Origin of the sequence: Massilia sp. CFBP 13721, assembly GCF_014842025.1 — a bacterium.
In the GTDB taxonomy this organism is placed as follows: domain Bacteria; phylum Pseudomonadota; class Gammaproteobacteria; order Burkholderiales; family Burkholderiaceae_D; genus Telluria.
Genome location: NZ_JACYUY010000021.1, coordinates 70729 through 92400, shown reverse-complemented (window position 1 = coordinate 92400; position 21672 = coordinate 70729). Strand labels below are relative to the sequence as shown.

At 64.1% G+C, this 21672-nt stretch carries 19 protein-coding genes and 1 other RNA gene; 11 read left to right on the top strand and 9 right to left on the bottom strand.

Translation table 11 applies throughout. The features are described from left to right. Window positions 1-9 precede the first annotated feature (9 nt). From IFT60_RS19020 to IFT60_RS19000, 5 genes are all read left to right on the top strand, one after another. Window positions 10-711, top strand: a complete 702-nt coding sequence (locus IFT60_RS19020; protein ID WP_192054465.1) for an HAD family hydrolase — start codon at window positions 10-12, stop codon at window positions 709-711. Window positions 712-813: 102 nt separating this feature from the next. After that, entirely contained in the window at window positions 814-1440 is a 627-nt protein-coding gene (locus IFT60_RS19015) for a hypothetical protein (protein ID WP_192054464.1), read from the top strand. A gap of 241 nt (window positions 1441-1681) precedes the next feature. Further along, window positions 1682-1977, top strand: a transfer-messenger RNA (tmRNA) gene (ssrA, locus tag IFT60_RS19010). Window positions 1978-2299: 322 nt separating this feature from the next. Further along, the gene (locus tag IFT60_RS19005) at window positions 2300-2653 is read left to right on the top strand and encodes a hypothetical protein (RefSeq protein WP_192054462.1); all 354 of its coding nucleotides are present in this window, start codon (window positions 2300-2302) and stop codon (window positions 2651-2653) included. A 34-nt stretch (window positions 2654-2687) separates the two neighbouring features. Continuing rightward, entirely contained in the window at window positions 2688-3041 is a 354-nt protein-coding gene (locus IFT60_RS19000; RefSeq protein ID WP_192054460.1) for an MmcQ/YjbR family DNA-binding protein, read from the top strand. Between the two features lie 184 nt (window positions 3042-3225). Here the strand turns inward: IFT60_RS19000 and IFT60_RS18995 are convergent, their stop codons facing one another. The 3 genes from IFT60_RS18995 to IFT60_RS18985 form a co-directional block, all read right to left on the bottom strand. After that, window positions 3226-3852 (bottom strand): type 1 glutamine amidotransferase domain-containing protein, encoded by a 627-nt coding sequence (locus IFT60_RS18995; RefSeq protein ID WP_192054458.1) that lies wholly within the window; start codon window positions 3850-3852, stop codon window positions 3226-3228. Window positions 3853-3937: 85 nt separating this feature from the next. Next, window positions 3938-4261, bottom strand: coding sequence for a MerR family transcriptional regulator (locus IFT60_RS18990; protein WP_192054456.1), 324 nt, complete (start codon window positions 4259-4261; stop codon window positions 3938-3940). Between the two features lie 13 nt (window positions 4262-4274). Continuing rightward, window positions 4275-5183 carry a DnaJ C-terminal domain-containing protein gene (locus IFT60_RS18985; RefSeq protein WP_192054454.1) on the bottom strand — a complete coding sequence of 303 codons (909 nt, stop codon included), beginning with the start codon at window positions 5181-5183 and terminating at the stop codon, window positions 4275-4277. 151 nt (window positions 5184-5334) lie between these two features. On the opposite strand from IFT60_RS18985, the gene IFT60_RS18980 reads away from it, so the two are divergent. The 3 genes from IFT60_RS18980 (at window position 5335) to IFT60_RS18970 (ending at window position 10597) form a co-directional block, all read left to right on the top strand. Then, a complete protein-coding gene (locus IFT60_RS18980) occupies window positions 5335-6735 on the top strand; it encodes an MATE family efflux transporter (protein WP_192054452.1) in 1401 nt (466 codons plus the stop codon). 107 nt (window positions 6736-6842) lie between these two features. Further along, window positions 6843-9062, top strand: coding sequence for a S9 family peptidase (locus IFT60_RS18975; RefSeq protein WP_192054450.1), 2220 nt, complete (start codon window positions 6843-6845; stop codon window positions 9060-9062). A 341-nt stretch (window positions 9063-9403) separates the two neighbouring features. After that, the gene (locus IFT60_RS18970) at window positions 9404-10597 is read left to right on the top strand and encodes a right-handed parallel beta-helix repeat-containing protein (RefSeq protein ID WP_229510980.1); all 1194 of its coding nucleotides are present in this window, start codon (window positions 9404-9406) and stop codon (window positions 10595-10597) included. A gap of 91 nt (window positions 10598-10688) precedes the next feature. Here the strand turns inward: IFT60_RS18970 and IFT60_RS18965 are convergent, their stop codons facing one another. Continuing rightward, window positions 10689-10868 (bottom strand): CsbD family protein, encoded by a 180-nt coding sequence (locus IFT60_RS18965; RefSeq protein WP_192054448.1) that lies wholly within the window; start codon window positions 10866-10868, stop codon window positions 10689-10691. Window positions 10869-11063: 195 nt separating this feature from the next. On the opposite strand from IFT60_RS18965, the gene IFT60_RS18960 reads away from it, so the two are divergent. Beyond that, window positions 11064-12188: an AI-2E family transporter gene (locus tag IFT60_RS18960; protein ID WP_192054445.1), complete on the top strand. Its 1125-nt coding sequence runs from the start codon at window positions 11064-11066 to the stop codon at window positions 12186-12188. A 243-nt stretch (window positions 12189-12431) separates the two neighbouring features. Here IFT60_RS18960 and IFT60_RS18955 read toward each other — a convergent pair whose 3' ends face one another. From IFT60_RS18955 to IFT60_RS18940, 4 genes are read right to left on the bottom strand one after another with little or no spacing between them, the layout of a single operon-like run. Continuing rightward, on the bottom strand, window positions 12432-12605 hold the full coding sequence (locus IFT60_RS18955; protein ID WP_192054443.1) for a CsbD family protein: 174 nt from the start codon (window positions 12603-12605) through the stop codon (window positions 12432-12434). Beyond that, window positions 12602-13312, bottom strand: coding sequence for a class I SAM-dependent methyltransferase (locus IFT60_RS18950; RefSeq protein ID WP_192054441.1), 711 nt, complete (start codon window positions 13310-13312; stop codon window positions 12602-12604). The genes IFT60_RS18955 and IFT60_RS18950 overlap by 4 nt, the downstream gene beginning before the upstream one ends. A gap of 4 nt (window positions 13313-13316) precedes the next feature. Then, window positions 13317-15380, bottom strand: a complete 2064-nt coding sequence (locus IFT60_RS18945) for a M13 family metallopeptidase (RefSeq protein ID WP_192054439.1) — start codon at window positions 15378-15380, stop codon at window positions 13317-13319. A gap of 31 nt (window positions 15381-15411) precedes the next feature. Continuing rightward, entirely contained in the window at window positions 15412-18060 is a 2649-nt protein-coding gene (locus IFT60_RS18940) for a M1 family metallopeptidase (RefSeq protein ID WP_192054437.1), read from the bottom strand. Between the two features lie 312 nt (window positions 18061-18372). Here IFT60_RS18940 and fliT point away from each other — a divergent pair, with 312 nt between their 5' ends. Together fliT and IFT60_RS18930 are read left to right on the top strand one after the other, a co-directional pair. After that, entirely contained in the window at window positions 18373-18654 is a 282-nt protein-coding gene (fliT, locus tag IFT60_RS18935) for a flagellar protein FliT (protein ID WP_192054435.1), read from the top strand. Window positions 18655-18814: 160 nt separating this feature from the next. Further along, window positions 18815-19864 carry a tetratricopeptide repeat protein gene (locus tag IFT60_RS18930; RefSeq protein WP_192054433.1) on the top strand — a complete coding sequence of 350 codons (1050 nt, stop codon included), beginning with the start codon at window positions 18815-18817 and terminating at the stop codon, window positions 19862-19864. Window positions 19865-20277: 413 nt separating this feature from the next. Here IFT60_RS18930 and IFT60_RS18925 read toward each other — a convergent pair whose 3' ends face one another. Next, window positions 20278-21582 (bottom strand): FimV/HubP-related protein, encoded by a 1305-nt coding sequence (locus IFT60_RS18925; RefSeq protein WP_192054431.1) that lies wholly within the window; start codon window positions 21580-21582, stop codon window positions 20278-20280. Between the last annotated feature and the right edge of the window lie 90 nt (window positions 21583-21672).

Sequence of the window (21672 nt, the reverse complement as noted above, 5' to 3'; positions counted from 1 at the left end):
TTCGATTCGATGACCTCCCCTGCCTCCCTTTCAGCGCCGCGCGCCGTCCTGTTCGACCTCGACGGCACGCTGGCCGACACCGCGCCCGACCTCGCCGCCGCCGTCAACTGGCTGCGCACCGAGCGCGGCCTGGCGCCCACGCCCTACAGCGTGCTGCGCCCGACCGCCTCAGCCGGCGCGCGCGGCATGATCGGCGCCGCCTTTGGCCTGGCGCCGGGCGACGACGGTTACGAGGAATTGCGTGTCCAATGGTTCGACCGCTACCAGGACCACATGGCGGAAGCGAGCGGGCTATTCGAGGGCGTCGATGCACTGTTGCAGGGCATCGAGGACGCCGGCATGGCCTGGGGCGTGGTCACCAACAAGCCGGCGCGCTTCACCGATCCGCTGATCCCGCAGATCGGGCTGGCGCACGCCGGCTGCATCGTCTCGGGCGACACCATGCCGTTCGCGAAACCACACCCGGCGCCCCTGCTCGAAGGCGCGCGCCGTCTCGATATCGCACCAAGCGCCTGCTGGTACGTCGGCGACGACCTGCGCGACATCGAAGCCGGCCGCGCCGCCGGCATGCTGACGGTCGCCTGCGCCTGGGGCTACTGCGGCGCGATCGAACCGCAGACCTGGGGCGCCGACTACCTGTGCGCCACGCCGCTTGACCTGCTGGAGTTACTGCGTAGCGTCGCTCTTGCGCCGGCCGTTGCCCAGGCTTAACCTTACATTTGGTTACGACTGATACCGGTTTCTGTCTACCGTGTAACTGTCGTAATCCGTAATCTGCATCCATCGACAACGCAACAACAGATGGAGCAGACCATGAACACCACCGCAACCGCCACCCGCATTCATCCCCTGATGGCCACCGCATCCGTGTCGGTGATCATCGTCAGCCTGACCGGCGCCGCCGCCATCACCGGCATGCTGCCATCGTCGCGCAGCGCCCCCGAACCGCAAGCCGTGCTGGCCCCCACCGCCGCCACCCCGCTCGCCCCAACCCAGCTGCAGGCCGCGATGCAGACCCAGGCGCAGTACGCCGCCCCGGTCCAGCCCGCCCCGATGGTCGTGAGTGCCGCACCAGGCACGACCACCTACATCCAGGCCGCCAACACCCCGGCCGCCCCGGTCGTCATCGTCAAGCAGGAACCGGCCCCGGTCGTCAAGCAAGCCCCGGCACCGAAGCCGCGCGTCGTCGAACGCGTGGTCGAGCGCCGCATCGTCGAACACCGCCCTGCTCCACAGACAGTGCGCTACGAAGAGCCGACCTACCGCCAGGCCCCAGCACCAGCCCAGCCAAGCTACGTCGGCATCGGCACCGGTGCCGTCATCGGCGGCCTGATCGGCAACCAGGTCGGCGGCGGCAACGGCAAGAAGCTGGCCACCCTCGCCGGCATCATCGGCGGCGGCTACCTCGGCAATGAAGTCGCCAAGCGTAACGGCCAGTAATAGCGGAGACGGTCGCGTACCGTAGGGTGGGCTCCCGAGCCCACGCGTACGTGCCCACGAGTACCCGACCATTTCCTTCCACCGCCAAACGCCTTTGTAGGGTGGGCGCCCCGAGCCCACGCCGTGTCGCAGCCAAAACACACCCACTTGCAACAGTCTGTAACGCCACGGGGCACGGTTGAATCGAGGCCTGTGCAGACCCTGCACACCGCCCGCGATTGGAGTACAATGGAGTTTCGTTGGGGGCGACCTGGTTTCGACGTGGGTTGCAAAGCAGCGCAGGGCATACCGAGGACTGGTTACCTCGTAAATACATCCAGAAATCAATAACTGCAAACGATAACTCGTACGCACTCGCAGCTTAATTGCTGCTAGCTCTACACTACCTCGCCTCTGGGGTGGGCCGCAAGGCAAGTAGAGTCATTTACAGAGGCTAGGACTCAACCGGGTTACTTGGTTGCTTCCGAAATTTAAGGTAACTCGCTGGTACGCAGGGTGCACATCCCCGTCGTGCCGGTCAAANCTCCGCCTCCACCACCGCACAAAAAAACAAGGCCCCCCGGCGAAAGCCGGGGGGCCTTGTTTTTTGTGCGGTGTTGTTTGGGCGGAGGGAATCGAATCCGAGTCCGGCACGGACGAGGGGCGAGCAGGGGTTTCGAGCCGCGCGAGCGACGAGCCTGCGAGCGACGTTGCGCCTCCGGGCGCAACGGCTATCCGATCCGCCTGACTAAAGAAAATCGCGCAGCGATTTTTTGCCCTCCGCTGCTCAGCCTGCAGCTCCTACCCATCACACCCCACTTAGTATCCCAAACAGCTCGTCTGTGTTAGCATTTCCATAAAATTTCACCTTGGGAAACCCATGCTAAAACTTAGCAGCAAACAACGCACTTCCACCACCTCCTTTCTTCTGGCCCCAACGGAAGACGCCGTACTCAGCGGCCCCGAACTCGGCGGCGGCACCCTGCGTTTCGTTACCTTCACCCCCGACGAAACCCAGGACCTCAACACCGCCATGCAAGCCGTCCTGAAAGACGGCGTCGCCACCATCAAGCTGCCCTTGCTCAAGCAAGGCAGCTTCGCCACCGCGGTCGAACTCAAGCTGGGCAGTGCCGGCAAGCTGGCGGCGAAGATTGCAGGGCAGCCAGTCGGTGGCCACCTGATGGTGCACATCGATATCTTCCTCGACCGCGGCCCGAGTTTCGCGCAGCGCTGACCGCAACGCCCCTGCTCAGTCACAGCCGACGCCCATGAATTTTGATGCCGCCATCGCCCTTTGCCGCACCTTCCCCGGCGCCACCGAATCCACCAAATGGGGCAATGACCTGGTCTTTTCGGTTGGCGACAAGATGTTCGCCGTTACTAATCTGGGTGAGGCTACTGGCATGAGCTTCAAGGTCGAGGACGAGCGTTTCCTCGAATTGACGGATCGGCCGGGCATCATTCCGGCGCCGTATCTGGCGCGGGCGAAGTGGGTGTATGTGGAGGATGCGAAGGCGCTGGGCGACGAGGAGGCGGCGCAGTTGTTGCGCAGGTCGTATGCGCTGGTGTTTGGGAAGTTGACGAAGAAGGTGCAGCGGGAGATCGGCGGGAACGTGGCGTAAAGGATACGCCGCGTTGAGGCGTGTAGCGGTGACGTACGTGGGGCTGTTGCCGGCCCTGTTAGTGGCGCCTTTGATCCGCGTGGGCGGAGCCCACCCTACGGGAAGCGATCCGGGCCATAAACAGAAAGATACGCCGCGAGCCGACGACAGAACCCGTCGAGCCCACGCGGCGTGACGTCAGCAATTACGACGACGCCCCCATATTCGACAGGTCTGCCGACACCATCAAGGCCTTCATCAAGGCTTCGTTAAACGCCGGAATATCGTCCGGCTTGCGGCTGGTGATCAGCTTTTCGTCGATCACCACTTCCTGGTCGATCCACTCGGCGCCGGCCTGCTTCATGTCGTCCTGGATGTCGGGCCAGCTGGTGAGGTTTTTCGACTCGGCGATGCCGGCGTCGATCAGCACCCAAGGGGCGTGGCAGATCGCGGCGATCGGCTTGTCGGCGGCATAAAACTCCTTGATAAACGCGATCGACTCGGGACTCTTGCGCAGTGCGAGCGGGTTCTGTTCGCCGCCCGGCAGCAGCAGGGCGTCGAAATCGTTGGGGTGGGCGTCCTGGATGTTCATCTCGACCGGGAACAGGTCTCCCTTGTCGTCGTGGTTCATGCCCTGCACCGCTGCGCCGACGCCTTTCGGCGAAATCAGGACCACCTGTGCGCCCTGCTGTTCCAGGAATGTGCGCGGCCCGGTGTACTCGACCTGCTCGACGCCATCCGTCATCACGACGGCGACGCGCTTGCCGTCGAGCGGCCCGCGGTTCGCCTTTTCGTGGTCCGGTTCCTGCACTTCTACCTGATCTGTTGCCATGTAACCTCCCGATATGAACGTGTGTGAATCATCTGACACAATTCTAGGAGGACGCCCGCCTGGACGGCGCGCGCTTCAGGTGTCTTCAGCGATCCCTGATGCCGAGCGCATGCAGGCGGGCGCGCAGGCGGCGCACCTCGTCGGCGAGGTCGATCACGAGCGCGGCCAGTTCTTCGTCCGCGTCGAAATGGCGTTCCAGTTCGAGCAGGCGCCGCGCCCGCGCCAGGTCGCTGCTGCGAAAGCGCAGCGCCGCGGCCGGCGCCGAGACTGGGGCTGCCGTGCCGAGCACGCCAGCCTGCACGTGCCGCACCACCCAGTCGGGTTCGACGCGGCAGGCGCGGGCCAGTTCGATCATGTCGAGGGCAGCCTCGTCGAGCAAGACCCCGCTGACAGTCTGGTTCGAAAACATCGTCGGTTCCTCCTCAAGCATGGGTGCGTGGGTTAAAGGCGAGGTCGCGCGCCATGGCCTGGTAGAGCGCGCGTGCCTTGTCGCTGTTGGCCGGCGGCAGCACGACGTCGAGGATCAGGTACAGGTCGCCCGGGGTGGCGGCCGGGATGCCCTTGCCTTTCAGGCGCAGCTTGCGCCCGCTCTGCGAACCGGCGGGGATCGTCACCTCGACCGTGCCCGACGGCGTCGGCACCGCCACGCTGCCGCCCAGCGCCGCCTCCCAGGGCGTCACCGGCACGTTTTCGTAGACGTGCGCGCCGTCGATGCGATAACGCGGATCCGGGGCGAACTGGATTTCGAGATACAGGTCGCCGGCTCCGGCGCCGCCATGGCCCTCATGGCCCTGCCCCGCCAGGCGCAACTGCTGGCCCGGCGTCACGCCGCGCGGGATGTTCACGCTCAAAGTCTTTTCCTGCATCGTGGCGCGGCCCGCTCCCTCGGCCTTCGGCACGCGCAGGCTGACGGTACGGGTGGCGCCGCGGTAGGCGTCAAACAGGTCGATCGTGATGGCGGCATGGATATCGTCGCCGCGCATCTGGAAACCGCCGCCGCGGCGCGCGCGGCCCGCCTGGGCGAACAGGTCGGCGAAGAAGTCGTCGGCGCCGGCGCCGCCGAAATCGAAATGCTCGCTCCAGTCCGGCGGCGGATGGAACTGCTCGCCGGCACGATGGCCGCGCCCGAGCGCGTCGTAGGCGGCGCGTTTTTCCGCGTCGCCCAGCACGTCGTAGGCTTCGTTGATGTCCTTGGTTTTCGCGTCCGCGTCCGCGTGCTTGCTAACATCGGGGTGGTACTTGCGCACCATTTTCCGGTATGCCTTCTTGATGTCGTCCGCGGTCGCGCCTTTATCGACGCCGAGTGTCTGGTAATAGTCCTTGTATTCCACGAGCTTGCTCCTGGATTGTTGGATGAAGAAGTTGATGGGTATGTGATGCCTGCCAGCCCGGTTTTCAACGCCATCGGAGGCGCACACGGCGCCTTCGCAGCCTTAGCAATAAGACAGTAAAATCACGGGTTTCCGCACCCTGGTTTCACCCATGACTTCCACCACCATCACCGCCCCGCCCTCGCCTGTCCGCACGGAGATCGCCACCCTCTGGAAACTGTCCTGGCCGATGCTGGTCGGCCAGATGGCAACCGTAGGCATGGGCGTGGCCGACGTCGCGATGACCGGCCACGTGAGCGCGGAAGAGCTGGCCGCCGTGTCGCTGGGCGCGTCGGTGTGGTCGATCGTGCTGGTGACGGTGATGGGCATCATGATGTCGATTAACACCGTGGTCGCGCATGAAATCGGCGGCGGGCGCTACGACAAGATCCCGCACACGGTGCGCCAGGCGCTGTGGAAAGGCGCGGGCATCGGCCTGATCGCCTGCCTCGCGACCAACCTGTGCACGCTGCTGTTCGACCATATCGGCCTCGACCAGCACGTGGCCGACCGCGCCGCGCTGTTCCTGCACGTGACCAGCCTCGGCATGCCGGCCTTTGCCTGCTACCGCGCGCTGTACGGCTACACGACCAGCATCAACGAGACCAAGCCGATCATGATCATTGCGATCATGGGCTTGCTGTTCGTCGTGGCCAGCAACTGGCTGCTGGTGTTCGGCAACTGGGGCTTCCCGCAGATGGGTGCGGTCGGCTGCGCGGTGTCGACCGCGGCCGGCATGTGGCTGATGCTGGTTGCCATGGTGATCTGGGTGAAGGTCTCGCCGGTCTATCGCATGACCTATCCGTTCACCGGCTGGGAAGGTCCGGACTGGCAGGAAATCCGCCACATGCTGCATCTCGGCTTGCCGATCGGCGTCACCTATTTTGCCGAGGTCAGCGCCTTTGGCCTGATCAGCCTGATGGTGGCGCGCTTTGGCGTGGTGCAAGTGTCGGCGCACCAGATCGCGCTGAATTTTTCGTCGCTGGTGTTCATGGTGCCGCTCAGCTTCGGCATTGGCTTGCTGACCCGCGTCGGCCAGGCGATGGGCGAAGGCAATCCGCTGCGCGCGCAGTTCGTGGCGCGCGTGGGCGTGAGCATGTCGGTCGCGTTCGGCCTGTTGTCGGCCGCCTTCATTGCCCTGTTCCGCTGGGAAATCGCACGCGCCTACACCTCCGATCCGGCGGTGCAGGAAACCTGCGTGCACCTGCTGCTGTTCGCGGCGCTGTTCCAGCTGTCGGATGCGACCCAGGTGGCCACCGCCTCGGCCATCCGCGGCTACCAGGTGACGCGTCCGCCGATGATCATCCAGCTGGTCGCCTTCTGGGGTTTTAGTTTGCCGCTGGGCTATATCCTCGGCATCGCGCCGGGCTGGTTCCCGTGGTCCCCAAGTGCGCCGATGGAGTCGACCGGCTTCTGGATCGGGCTGGTGCTGGGCTTGACGATTGCCGCCGTGCTGCTGACCTGGTCGATGGAAAAGCTGTCGCGCCAAAAAGTGCGCGCCGTGACGTCCTGACCTTTGTGGTTTTCCCGGGGCGGAAGGCGCGGTACATACAGCTTTTAGCCCCGGACTCTGGTATCGTCTCGTCCGTTGCATAAAGCTAACTTTCATCGAGACAATCAATGCGCCTTCTCCTCTGCCTCCTGGCCGCGCTTGCGGCCGCGCCCGCATCCGCGGAACGCCTCACGCTCGACCGTATTCACGGCGAAACCTCGCTTGCCGGTCCTGGCGTCAAAGCCCTGCGCGTGTCGCCCGACGGCGAACGCGTGACTTTCCTGCGTGGCCGCGAGGACAACCAGTTCCAGCAAGACCTGTGGGAATACAACATGAAGGACAAGACCACGCGCCGCCTGGTCGACTCCAAGAAGCTGGTGCCGAACGAGAACCTGTCGCTCGAGGAAAAGGCGCGCCGCGAACGCGCGCGTACCGCCAGCCTGTCGGGCATCATTTCGTACAGCTGGTCGCCCGACGGCAAGCAATTGCTGGTGCCGATCGCCGGCGACCTGTACCTGGTCGATGTGGCAAAGCCGGATGCCGCGCGCAAGGTGGCATCGGGCAATGTGCTCGATCCAAAGATTTCGCCGAAGGGCCGCTACGTTTCCTTCGTGCGCAACCAGAACCTGGTCGTAATCGATTTAAAAACCGGCGCCGAGCGCCAGCTGACCCAGGACGGCAAGGGCACCGTGCACAACGGCGAAGCCGAGTTCGTGGCCCAGGAAGAAATGGACCAGCACACCGGTTACTACTGGGCGCCGGATGATTCCGCAATTGCCTACAAGCGCTACGACGAAGCGCCGGTGCCGGTGGTGCGCCGCTTCGAGATCTTTGCCGACCGCACCGAAGTGATCGACCAGCACTACCCTGCCGCCGGCGACCCGAACGTGCTGGTAGACCTGTTCATCGTCTCGCCGGAAACCGGTGCCTCGCGCAAGGTCGACCTCGGCGCCGAAAAGGACATCTACCTGGTCCGTGCCGACTGGAGCGCGGACAGCAAAACCCTGGTCTACCAGCGCCAGACGCGCGACCAGAAACGCCTCGACCTGGTGGCCGTCGACGCGGCCACGCTGGCGCAGCGCAACCTGCTCACCGAAACCTCGAAAACCTGGGTCAGCATCCACAACGACCTGCGCTTCCTGAAAAACCGCCAGGCCTTTATCTGGGCGTCAGAGCGCAGCGGCCGCAACCACCTGTATCTGTACGACCTGAACGGCAAGCTGCTGAACCCGATCTCGAGTGGCGAATGGGGCATCGACAACGTGCTCGCCGTCGACGAAGCGGCCGGCAAGGTGTACGTGTCGTCGAACAAGGACGCCGTCATCGACAAGCAGACCTATGCGCTGGCCCTGAACGGCAGCACGGCCGCCAAGCCCGCGCGCATCACCAGCGGCGACGGCTGGCATGAGGCGGCATTCGCCGGCAACGGCAAGATTTTCGTGGATACCTATTCGAGCCCGCGTACGCCGCCGCAAGTGTCGATCCGCAAGGCCGACGGCGCGATGGTGCAATGGCTGGAAAAGAACGAGCTGAACGCCAACCACCCGTTCGCGAAATTCCTGCCGGACCTGCTGCCGACCGAATACGGCACCATCGCCGCCAAGGATGGCCAGGCACTGCACTACTCGATGATCAAGCCGGCCAATTTCGATGCGACGAAAAAATACCCGGTCTTCCTGTTCACCTACGGCGGCCCGCACTCGCAGCGCGTCACCCGTACGTGGGGCAATTACTTCAACCAGTACATGGCGCAGCAGGGCTTCGTGGTGTTCACGCTGGACAACCGCGGTTCGAGCCGCCGTGAACGCGCGTTCACCGACGTCATCTATAACAACCTCGGCAAGAACGAAGTCGAAGACCAGGTCACCGGCATCGACTGGCTGGCGCAGCAGAGCTTTGTCGATGCGAAACGCGTCGGCGTGTTCGGCTGGAGCTATGGCGGCTACATGACGCTGCGCCTGCTGGCGGCCGCCTCGGACAAGATCGCGATGGGCGTGTCGGTGGCGCCGGTCACCGACTGGGCGCTGTACGACACCCATTACACCGAGCAATTTGTTGGCGGCACGCCGAAGTCGGACCCGGCAGCCTACGAGCGCAGCGGCGTGTTCGCGCACCTGGACGGGCTGAAGTCGCCGCTGCTGCTGGTGCACGGCATGGCCGACGATAACGTGCTGTTCACCAACAGCACGCGCCTGATCGACGAACTGGTCAAGCGCAACGTGCAGTTCGACCTGATGACCTACCCGGGCGCCAAGCACGGCATCTCCGGCCGCACCAGCCAGCGCCACGTGTATGGCCTGATCGAAAACTTCTTCAAGAAAAACCTGGGCGGCACCGCGCCGAACTAAGTTTTATCTTTACTCTCGAGAACCGGAACCTTGCGAAGGGTTCCGGTTTTTTTATTGTCTTTTTTCTCATCAGTTGCTTCGGATGTCATAAAATTTCCGACAACTCAACAATAAGTCAAGCTCAGGCGTCTCGTTTACGAGACAGCAAGAAATTTTTTTACGTAGGAACGATTTGCTGCAAACGCACTTTTTTCCTAGGAGGATTGTGACTTCCGATGGCATTTCCTGACATTTTTAGTAACAACTTCTGTCCACACGGAATTAATTCCTCAATGTATTCTCCGGTTTCCTGATCTGGGACACACATCGCAGCGAATCCGCTCTCCTGAGGACACATACCAATGCAAGCCATCCGTATCAGCCCTACCCGCCTTTCTCTCGCAGCCACCGCCCTGGTGATGGGCGCCGCAATCGCGGCCCCGGCATCGGCCGCTACCTTGAGCGTTGGCGCAGGCAAGACCTATGCGACGCCATGCCAGGCATTCGCAGCCTCCCGGGCCGGCGACGTCGTTGAAATCCAGGCTGCCACCTATACCGGTGACGTCTGCGGCATCTACACCAGCAACCTGACCATCCGCGGCATCAACGGCCGTCCGAAAATCAATGCCGGCGGCCGCAATGCCATGGGCAAGGCCACCTGGGTCGTGGTCGGCGGCAACGTCGTGATCGACAATGTGGAAATGTACGGCGCTGCCGTACCGGACCGCAACGGCGCGGCGCTGCGCCTGGAAGGTACCAACTTCACGCTGCGCAACTCGTTCTTGCACGACAACGAAAACGGCATCCTGAGCGGCGTGAACACGGCCAGCACCATCGTCCTCGAGAACAACGAGTTCGGCCACAACGGCTACGGCGACGGCTACAGCCACAACGTGTACATCGGCCAGGCCGCCAAGCTGACCTTCCGCTACAACTACTCGCACGATGCCAACGTCGGCCACAACCTCAAGACGCGCGCGCTGTACAACACCATCGCCTACAACCGCTTCTCGAGCCTGCGTCCGGGCGAGACCGGCAGCACCGCGGCGGGCAAGCCGAGCTACGAAGTCAATGTGCCGAACGGCGGTACGACTTACATCATCGGCAACGTCATCATGCAACCGGCGTCGGGCAACAACCCGGCCATGGTGTCGTATGGTGAAGAAGGCACGGGCGGCTACGCAACCGACCTGTACGTGGTCAACAATACGTTCGTGAACGACGACAGCCGCGGTACCTTCGTGACGGTGCGCAATGCCGCCACGCCAGCCCTGCTGACCAACAACCTGTTCAGCGGCTCGGGCGAGGTCACCACCCAGGCCAACGCGGTCCTGAAGACGAACTACCAGGCGCTGTCGATCGGTTTCGTCGACCGTGCGGGCTACGACCTGCGTCCGCTGTTCAGCAGCCTGATCGTGAATGCGGGTACGATTCCAGCCACGGCTATCGGCAAGGTATCGCTCACCCCGACGGCCAGCTACAGGCACGTCGCCGGTTCCACCCTGCGCGCGACGCTGGGCAAGAAGATCGACATCGGCGCTTACGAAGTCCAGTAAGCCCGACGGCAAGTGAGCAAAATAAAAAGCCCCGGCGTCGGACGCCGGGGCTTTTTTTCGTTCGCGGCGCCGCGCATGGCGGCGCGCGACATCAACGGGTGGCGTCGTTCAGCTTTTCTTTCACGTCGCCGAATTTTTCCTGGGTCTTGCCTTCGACCTGGTTCTTCAGGCCCTTGGCTTCCTGTTCGGTGTTGCCGACCAGCTTGCCGGCTTCTTCCTGAATCTTGCCGCCGATGTCTTGCAGTTTGCCTTCGACTTGGTCCTTGTTCATGATGATCTCCTTCGGTGGTTGCGTGGTCGGGTGACGACGCGATGGGTACAGAGTACGCCCCCCTGACTGCCGTAGTCCGTGCGGCCCTTCACATAGCTCGACAATATCTTCAGCGGGCCGGGTACTTCCACCCATGCGCCGGTTTGGCTTAACAAATGGTAATGTTTCATTATTGTTTTGTTAATGGAAACCATCATGCGCGAGCCTGCCTCCTCTTCTGTTCACTCTTCTGCCCGGCCCGTCGACGACACCGCGGACACGCCCGGCAGCTCCGGCCCGCAGCGCAGCCTGATGAAGCGCACCGCCCTGGTCGACGGCATCAGCGTGCTCTTCATTCTCGGCCTGGCCGCCGTCTGGTTCGCCGCCGACGCCCTGCTGCTGGTGTTCGCCTGCATCCTGTGCGCGGTGCTGCTGTACGAACTGTCCGACCGGCTCGCGCACCGGATCAAGCTCAAGCGGCAGTGGTCGCTGGCGCTGGTGGTCCTGCTGCTGTTCGCGGCGATCGGCCTGGGCGGCTGGGCGATGGCGCCGCAGATTTCCGAACAGTCGACCAAGCTCGCCGAAGCGGTGCCGAAGTCGCTGCAGCAATTGCAAAGCGCCGTCAACGAGCACCCGCTGCTGAAGAAAGTCTTGTCCGGCCTGCCGCCGCCGGAACAGATCGTCAAGCAGATGTCGTCGATGGTGCCGAATGCCGGGCTGTTCTTCACCGGCGTACTGGGCGCGATTGGCAACGTCGTCATCATCCTGTTCGTCGGCATCTATTTCGCCGCCTCGCCGCACCTGTATACGAGCGGCGCGATCAAGCTGGTGCCGCAATCGAAGCGCGGACGTGCGCGCCAGGTGTTGCAAAAGATCGGGCGTACGCTGGCGAGCTGGCTGCTGGGCAAATCGGTGTCTATGCTGATTGTCGGCACCGTGACCTCGATCGGCCTGTCGCTGCTGGGCGTGCCGCTGGCGCTGATCCTCGGCATCATTGCCGGGCTGCTCGATTTCGTGCCCTACCTGGGACCGATCATGGCCGGCGTGCCGGCGGTGCTGATCGCGTTCTCGATCAGCCCGGACCTGGCCCTGTACACGGTGCTGCTGTTCGCGGGGGTGCAGCTGGTGGAGGGCTATGTGCTGCAGCCGCTGATCGAATCGCGCGCTGTCGACCTGCCGCCGGCCCTGACCATCGTCATGCAGCTGGTGTTCGGGACGCTGTTCGGCTTTGCCGGGGTGGCGCTGGCGACGCCACTGGCGGCGGCCTTGAAGGTGCTGGTGCAGATGTTGTATGTGGAGGATGTGCTGGGGGATAAGGTGGAGGATGGGGAGAAGGCGTAAACGGTGCGTTTACCGGCGCGTTTGCGCTGATGCGAGCGTCGCGTATCGCCGCGTGGACGGCAGAGCCATCCCCCTACCGACTTGCCCTGACGTTTTTTTTTACATACTCTACGGTGGCGGTAGGGTGGACGGGGCCCCCCGTCCACGCGTCGATGTTAACGAGTGCTCAGCCGCAAACGCACCGCTACCCAACAACAAAAAAGCCGCGGCACGTCGCGGCTTTGTTATTCAAGGCTGGAAAAATCAGCTCCCTTTGACGATATCCTTCACATCGCCAGCTTTCTCCTGCACCTTGCCTTCGGCCTGGTTGGCTATCCCTTTGGACTGCTGCTCGCGGCTGCCGACGGCTTCGCCGACCTTTTCCTGGATCTTGCCGCCGATGTCCTTGGCCTTGCCCTTGATTTGGTCCTCGTTCATGATGAGTCCTCTTCGGTTTGAATCGAAGCCCTATCCTGGACCGGATCGCCCCCGGATTCTGTTCGCTGGATAACATTAGCGGGCTTGCGCCACAGGCTCGCCAGCCAGGGTTGCTGCGCGCGCGGCACGCCTGGTGGACGGTAGTAATGGTGCAGCGCAACGAATCCCGCCGCGACCAGGTAGCGCTCCCAGGCCGGATAGTCGTAATAGCTGCCATAACGCGGCCCGTTCCAGCCCTCCTCGTTGTGCCCGCGCGGGTTCGAGCTGAACAGTACGCCGCCGGGTTTCAGCGTGCCGTACAGCGCCGCCAGCACGGCGGGTAGCGCCGCTGACGGCACGTGAAACAGCGAGGCGTTGGCGAACACGCCGTCGAACAGCGCCGGCGGCAGGTCCAGGTGCAGGAAATCCTGGTGCCAGACCTCGCAGCCGCTGTAGGCGCGTGCCATGGCCGCGAATTCGGCGGCGCCGTCGAGGCCGATGGCGCGGTGCCCGAGCCCGGTGAAAGTTTTCAGGTCACGCCCCGGGCCGCAGCCGAGGTCGAGCAGCGTGAACGGCGCCGGCGCCTCGATCGCCTCCAGTAGCGCCGTCACGTTCTGGCTGACGTCGTGGTCGATGGTGCCCGCAAAGAACCCCTGCGCATTGCGTTCGTAATGCGCGAGGGTGCGACGGGAAATATCATCCAGATGCGCGTCGAGGTCGTCGGTCATGAGATTACCAGATCTTCACCCGATCCTGCGGCGCCAGGTACAGCGCCTGCCCCGGCTTGACGTCGAAGGCCGAATACCACGCATCCAGGTTGCGCACGATATAGGTGCGGTACTGGGATGGCGCATGGCCGTCGGTCAGCACGGCGCGGCGCAGCGAGGCTTCGCGCGCCTTGCTGCGCCAGCCCTGGGCGAAGCCGGTGAAGAACTGGCGGTCCGCATCAGGCGTCTTGCCGGACGGCGTGGTCTTGAAGGCATCGTAGGCCGCCGCCACGCCGGCCAGGTCGGCCAGGTTTTCGCTCAGCGTCAGCTGGCCGTTCACCGCCAGGTCGGGGAAGGGTTTATAGGTGCCGTACTGTTCGACCAGCTTGTTCGAGGCGGTCTTGAAGTGCGCCAGGTCTTCTTTCGTCCACCAGTCGCGCAGGCGGCCCTGGGCGTCGAACTGGGCGCCCTGGTCGTCGAAGCTGTGGCTGATCTCGTGGCCGATGATCGAGCCGATCGCGCCATAGTTGGCGGCGTCCGAACCCTTCGGATCGAAGAATGGCGGCTGCAGGATCGCGGCCGGGAAGTTCATGGCATTTTGCAGCGGCAAATTGACGGCATTCACCAGCTGCGGCGGCATGGCCCACTCGGTGCGCTCGGGCTTGCGGCCCAGCTTGGCGAGTTCCTGCTTATAGTGGAATTCCTCGGCGCGCACCGTGTTGCCGAAGGCGTCGCCGGCAACGATGTTCAGGCCTTCATACGATTTCCATTTTTCCGGGTAACCGATGCCGACGTACATCCCCTTCACCTTGGCCTGGGCCTGGGCGCGCGTGGCCGGCGCCATCCAGTCGAGCTTCTCGATGCGGCGGCTGAAGGCGTCGATGATGTTCGCCACCATCGCCTGCACCCGCGCCTTGTTTTCGGCCGGGAAGTACTTGGCGACGTAGATCTTGCCCACCGCTTCGTCCATGGCATTGTTGGTGGCGCCCAGGGCGCGCTTCCAGCGTGCCGACTGCTGCGGCGTGCCGGACAGCGTCTTGCCGGTGAACTCGAAGCGCTGGTCGGAAATTGCCTTCGGCAGCAGGCTGGCGTACTGGTTCAGCTTGTGGAAGGCCAGGTAGTCGCGCCAGGTGGCGACGTCGGCATCCGCCAGCAGGCGAGCCGCGCCGGTGATGGCAGTCGGATGATAGACCTGGAAGCGCTCCTGCTTGTCAAGGCCCGCCGCCTTGAAGAAGGCCTTCCAGTCGATGCCCGGCGCCTTGGCGGCGAACTCTTTCATCGTCCAGACATTGTTCGACTTCTGGATGTTGGCTGAATCCTCGCGCGTGGCGTGGGTCTGCGCCAGCGCCAGCTCGAGCTCGAACACGCGCGCTGCGCGTTCGTCGCTCCGGTCCATGCCGGCCAGTTTGAGCATGGCGGCGATGTGCTGTTGGTACTTGGTGCGCAGCTCGGCCATCCGCGCATTGTTTTCCAGGTAATAGGCGCGGTCCGGCAAGCCGAGCCCACCCTGTAGCAGGTAAGGCAGATTACGCGACGGCTCGGTCAGGCCTTGCGCGACCCACAGACCGAACAGATTCTCGGTGAAGAAATTGGTCGAGTTCAGCGGGTCGACGTCGGCGCGGATCGAGCCGCCGAGCGCACGCACCAGCGCCGCCTTGTCCTTGATGCCGGCGATGCTGGTTAGCATCGGCTTGATCGGCGCCAGGCCGCGTTTTTCGATGCCGGCTTCGTCCATGTAGGATGCATAGAAATCGGCGACCTTGCGCGCCTCGGCGCTGGCGTTCTTGTCCGCGCCGACGTCCTCGATCATCTTGGCGATGCGGGTATTCGTGTCTTCGGCCAGCGCGCCCATCGCGCTCCAGGAACCGCGGTCGGCCGGGATCTCGGTCTTGGCGAGCCAGTCGCCATTGGCGTAGGTGAAGAAGTCTTCGCCCGGCAGTACGGTCATGGCCGGGGTTTTCGTGGCGGCGGGCTTTTCAACAGGCGGCGCGACGCCGGTCTGGGCAGCGGCAAAGCCTGGGGTAGCAACGGCGCCGGCGCACAGGGCGAGGACGATGGCGGTCTTGGTAGGGGTCCAACGAGTCTTCATGCTTTTCCTTGGTTGATCGATCGTTATAGTTTTATTGTTGTTGCGTTTGTAATGCGGCGCGTACCTGCGGCAGCAGGCGCGCCTTTTGCGCCGCGCGTACGCGAATGCCATTTCCCACCCGACGAGCTTCGACCAGCGCGTCCGGGCCGAAGTTCTGACCCACATACTGCTCCATCATATCCGCATGACGCGCATCAGACGATCCCGCCACGACCGAGGCGAGCGCGCGGTTGCGGCCGACGGCGTCGGCACTCTTGAGCAAAGCCTCGCGATGGGCGACCGCGAATTCCCAGGCCTGGTCGGGATGCTCGCGGCCGATGCTGGACACGATCATGGTCGACAGGTTGGCCGGTATCTCCGGCGAGACCGCCATGTTCAGCGCGCTTGCCGCCAGCGCCGGATCCTGCACCAGCGTCATTGCGCCACCAAAACGGTTGCGTTCCTCGTCGGTGCGGGCGGCGGCCACTTGCTTGCCGAGGGCGGCATAGGTGGCGCCGTCGGCATAGCGGCCGACCGTGCTGACGACGAAATCGAGCATTTCCGGGCTGACCGATGCCGGGTCGACCTGGAAGCGCGCGAAGCGCTGGCGCGCCTCTCGAATCGCGCCTTCGTCGCCGGCACGCGCAAGGCTCGACGCCAGCAACGCGCGCAGCTGGCGCTCTTCGGCTGCTTCGCCCGCCTTCGGTTCCCAGCCCAGCTGGGCAAAGCGCGGCTGCACGAAGCCGATCACGAAGCGCCGGATCAGCGCCTGCTCGGGTTCGCCGCGCGCGAGATTGTCGAGCGTGCCGAGGTTGCCCAGGATCGATTGCCATACCGCGAGGCGCGGCTCGTCGCCGTACTTGGCGACCAGCGCCATGTAGGCATCGAGCTGCATGCGCCCGGCCGCCACCAGGCTCCAGGTGTCGGTCAGGAGTTTCAGGCGCGTCGGATCCGGCAGGCGCGCCGCGTTCGCGGCCAGGGCGTCGAAGCTGGCGCGGTCGTACTGGATGCGGAAAAAGCCGACGCTGTGCGGATCGACCACCAGCGTGCCTTCGCAGCCGCCCTGCGTGATCGTGGTGCTGCGGTTGGCCAGCAACGTGTACCAGGCCTTGCCGTTGACGGTGCCGACCTGCAGCGGTACGGTCCACAGGCGGTTTTCAGGCGCCGGCTCGTCGAGGCGGTATTGCTCCTGCGCCAGCGTGACCTGGCGCTTGCCGTCGACGCAGGCCTGGCTCACCGAAATCAGGGGATAGCCCGGCTGGGTGGTCCAGTCGCCGGCGAGTTTACTGACCGGCTTGCCGGACGCCTTTTCGATCGCCGCCCACAGGTCGGCCGTGGTCGTGTTCGAATACTGGTGCTTGGCCATGTAGGCGCGGATACCCTTGCGGAACGGGTCTTCGCCGACATAGGCTTCGAGCATGCGCAGGAAGCCCTGCCCTTTTACATAGGTGATGGAGTCGAAGGCGCCGGCGGCCTGCTCTTCGTTGTCGATGCGGGTCTGGATCGGGTGCGTGGTCTTGCGCGCGTCGAGATTGAGTACCCCTTCACGCTCGGCGATGCCGTCCAGGTAGGGGCGCCATTCCGGGTGAAAATGTTCGGTGGCCTTGGACGCCATCCAGGAAGCAAACCCTTCGTTCAGCCACAGGTTGTCCCACCAGGCCATGGTGACCAGGTTGCCGAACCACTGGTGCGCCACCTCATGGGCATTGACCTCGAAAGTGAGTTTCTTGACGTTTTCCGGGCTCTTTTTCGGGTCGTACAGGAGCGTCGATTCGTTGTAGACGATGCCGCCCCAGTTTTCCATTGCACCATTGAACCCGCCGGGAATCGCGATCTGGTCGAGCTTGGCCAGCGGGTACGGCACACCAAAGTAATTGTTGTAGTAGCGCAGCAGGTCCTTGGTGGCTTGCAGCGGGAAGGCGGTCGCGCCGAGCTTGCCGGCGGTGGTGACGACGCCGATCTCGACGCCGTCCTGGCGCGCCGCCACGCGTTCCATTTCGCCCGCCACCAGCACCACCAGGTAGCTCGGCATCTTCGGGGTCGGCGCGAACGCAAAGCGCTGCATGCCGCCGGCGAGCTTTTCCTGCTTCTCGACCGGAGTGTTGGAGTAGGCCTTGAAGCTGGCGGGCACGTCGACCGTCAGCTTGAACTTTGCCCGGAAAGCGGGCTCGTCCCAGGTCGGCAACATGCGCCGGGCGTCGGACGGTTCCATCGTGGTGGCGATCAATTTCTTATCGGCGCCGTCGGCCTTGTAGCCCACCTGGAACAGGCCGCGCCCTTCGCGGTTGATCTGGCCGGAGAATGCCAGCGCCAGCACGTAGCGTCCGGGCGCCAGCGGCGCGCCGAGCTCGAAGGTGAGCGTTTCCTGCTTGTCGTCGAGCAGCGGCGTCAGCACGCGTTCGGCCATCCCGCGGCCGGACAGGGACGCGCGCTCGATGGCCAGGTTGGCGGCATTCAGAACGATGCGCGTCGTCGGCCGCAGTACCTCGATCTCGACGCGCTGGGTGCCGCGGAAGGTGTCCGCTTTCACGTCCGGCACCAGATGGGCGTCGTACAGCAGCGGGATGACGTCTTTCGGCAGCTTGCCGGGGGTGGCGGCGAACGAAAACGGCGCTTCGGCCTGGGCCGGGGCGTTGGTGAACGCCACGGCCAGTGCCAGGGCGAGGACGGGGGTGGCGCGGAATGCGCTTGGATGTCTCATGGTTCCCTCTTGCTTTCTTGTTATGTATTTCTGTGTGATGTGTTTCGACGTCGTGTGTGTCGCGCCTGGCGCAGCGACCCAGTAGGCACTGTACCGAAAGCGCTCGCCCGGCCAGCCTGGAATGCGACAGACGGCAAAACGACGCGCTGGACTGCATAATCCTGGCGCCACGGCGCAGTTGCCAACGCAGTTGCCAACGTGTCGAGAAAAATTTTCAATTATTTTTGCAAACACCCCTAAAGTTCGAGCGGCCTCTGCCGTAAAAGGAGGACAACCGGGAATCCGGCCGAAAAAAATTGTAGCGGTGTCAACATGACCTCCAACGACGTTCTCTCGATGTATGAAAATATTGCCGGCCTGACGGGCAAGATGGCGGTGGCAGCGCAATCGGGCGACTGGAACGGGTTCGACAGCCTGCAGGCGCAATGCGCGACCCAGGCCAGTGCAACGGCGACCGGCGTGCCGGCCCTGGAAGGCGCCAAGCGCCTGCGCAAGATCGACCTGCTGAAACAAATCATGGCCAACGACCGCGCCGTGCGCGACGTGACCGAACCGTGGATGGGCCAACTGGACCGCGCGCTGCGCGCGCACTGAACCGCCCTTCCCTCTTCGAAGAAAAGCGCCTGCGGGCGCTTTTTTTTTCGTCCTCATCCTTTGCGGGCACGCAACCGGATCCTGCCAGGCCCCCGCTACATTGACTTCTTCATGGAGGTACCGGCGCGGATCACATTGACATTGCTTGGAGAAAGATTTGATGAAGCACTATCTGGGCGTATTCTTTTTATGGATATGCCTCATCGGCAAAGTGGCTGTCGCAGGAAGCGCCGGCGCCTCCTGTGACGGCATGCGCCTCGCCGACCTCAGCGCCCGCGCCGGGCAGGACGACGTCAAGGCGCAGGAATTGCTGGGATGGTGCTACGCGGTCGGAAGAGGCGTGAAGGCGGACGCGCAACAGGCAGTGCGCTGGTTCAGCCGGGCGGCAGGCCAGGGCAGCGTCTTCTCCCAGCGCAAGCTCGCCACGGCATATGCCCAGGGCCTCGGCGTAGCGCAAGATTACGGGCTGGCGATCGATTGGCTTTCCCGTGTCGTCGAAGGAGGTCATGCCGACGTCAAGCTGGACCTGGCAAAGCTGTATCTCGAGCAGTCGCCACGGCGCGACGTGGCGCGCGCGCTTGCACTGGCCACGCCCTTTGCCGAAAAAGGTGTGCTCGATGCCCAGTTCTTATTGGGGCGCATCTACGGATCCCACCTTGACCCGCCCGACGTCGACCGGGCGCTCTCCTGGTACCGCAAGGCAGCCGAACGCGGCGATGCCGATGCCCAGAATAACCTGGGCATGCTCTACCTGCGCGGCAAAGGCGTGGCGCGCAATGCCGCGCTCGGCAACCAGTGGATCAGGCGCGCGGCCATGCAGGGCAATCCGACGGCCCAGTTCAACCTGGGGGTGGCGTGCCTGTACGGCGAAAGCACTGCCCGCGACGACAGGCAGGCGCTGTACTGGTTCGAACTGGCGGCGAGCAAAGGCTACCATCGCGCCTGGGATGAACTTGCAAGGATGTACGGCGATGGCCTGGGTGTGCCGCACAACACGGTGGCGGCGGCGGCGCTGCGCATGCTGGCGCAGCGCGGCGCAGATGGCGGGAATCGGGCATCGGCCGGCGCACAGCCGGACCCGCGCCTCACGCGCAAGGAACGGGAGCAGGCGCAGGGTCTTGCCGACGCGATTTTCCGGTCGAAGCAGCCGCTCGACACGCTGGCGCAGTTCCTCAAACAGGCACCTGGCGCGAGAAGTCACAGCCGCTGAACGCAGCCAGGACGGACGGGTTGTTGCCGGGTTGTTGCCGGGTTGTTGCCAATAAGGGGACAAAAATAAAGGCGCCCATTGGCGCCTTCGTTTTTTGCGGTGCGACTGCCATGCAATCGACCACATGAATTCGGAGAGCAACACCAGGAAACCTGGTGCCGCCTCTTTGCCGGTTGCATCCGGCGTCCTCTGCCGCTGTTGGCAGTCTGACCGCTTCCGAAAACAGGCGCCTTGCAGCGTACATCCGGTACCCGCGCCACACTATCGGTGGTGGCTGCGCCGGACTCTGTTCCGTTTTGTGGTTTTGATAACCAACGAGTTCAGTATAGCGCAAATTTTGCGCTTGTGTAGACCAATTGTGCGCGCCCTGTCGAGCACCGTTTCAGGCGCTCACAGGTGCCTTCTTTTGTACCTTACTGCGGCTGTGAAACCACCTCGTCCGGGGCCTCCGGCGCTTGCGCAGCCGCTGCTGCCTCAGGCGCTGCCTTGGCGCGCCCGGGCATCAGGCGCGCCTTGACCGCCGCCATGAAATGCGGTTTCGGCGAACCGTCGGCCGCCGCCTTGGGCAGCTTGGCCGGCTTGTGCTCGGGTGGAATCTTGCCGAAGCGCGAACGCTTGCGCCTGCCCAGCAGCGCCAGCACCAGCCCGGCAATGGCGGCCACGGCTGCGACGCCGGCGCCGATGAGCAGCCACGGAGTCTCCGCTTGCGGCGGCTCGGGCTTCTTCGGCTTGCGGTGGATGCGCGGCGCACCTTTGGGAGCGTCTTTTGCGGCTTCCTTCGGGGTTTGCTTCGCCGTCGGGGCTAGCGCAGCCGCCTCGGGCGCGGCCGGCGGCGTTACCGCGGCCCCGGCCTCGGCCTGAGGCAATGCAGTACCCGCACTTGCCTGTAACACCTTTACTTTATCTTCGAGCTGGCCCAGCTGATGGTGCAGGGCTGCATTCTTTTCGCCCAGCGCCACGCAGGCGTTCAGGGGCGCACTGGCCACTTGCGGGGCACAGCTCGGCGCTTCGACGGGCGCGGCCATGCTTGGCCTGGCCTGGTGCAGCGGCTTTGGCGCCACCTTGGGCTTGGGTGCGGGCTTGGGTGTACTTTTGCGCACGATGGGCACCGCCGGATGCCCGCCCTCTTCCACGTATTCCTCGCCTGCCTGCAGGGCGGCGGCCGGACGCGGCGCCGGCGCGGGCTTGCGCGCCGGCGCAGGACGCGCCAGGGCCTGGGCTACTGCCGGCTGAATCGCCGCTTCACGCAGGGGAAGCGGTGCGGGCGCCGGTGCGGGCGCAGATGCGGGTGTGGGTGCGGACACGGGCACCGGGACTGAGATCGGGTTCGGATCCGGCGTCAGCCACAGCGTCACCAGGCGCACACTGCGCTGGCCGGCGTCGATCAGTTCCAGGTAGACGTGCAGGTGGCGGCCCTCGACCGGCTTGAGGGAAGTCAGATGCAGGAACTGGCGGCCATCGCGCCGCGTCACACGCATGTCGAGGCTAGAGAGGACCGGCGGCATGGCGATGTTCGCGCCGCGGTACACGTCTGCATTAGCCAGGCGCACCGCCACCGGCGTGCCCGGATCTTCGACCAGGGTCAGTTCGACGTCCGCCACCAGCGCCTGTCCGATGTGGGACAGCACCCGGGCTTCGCCCAGTTCAGCCGCATGGCTGGCTGCGGTGGCGCCGGCAAGCAGCAGTGTCGTCAGGATGTGGGAGGTGCGCAGTGCCATGAAAGGGAAGAATTTGTAGCCTAAGCGTAATTAACGGGTGTTCGGATACACTCTTTAGCTCCCGCATCGAAATAAATAACAGGACAAGTT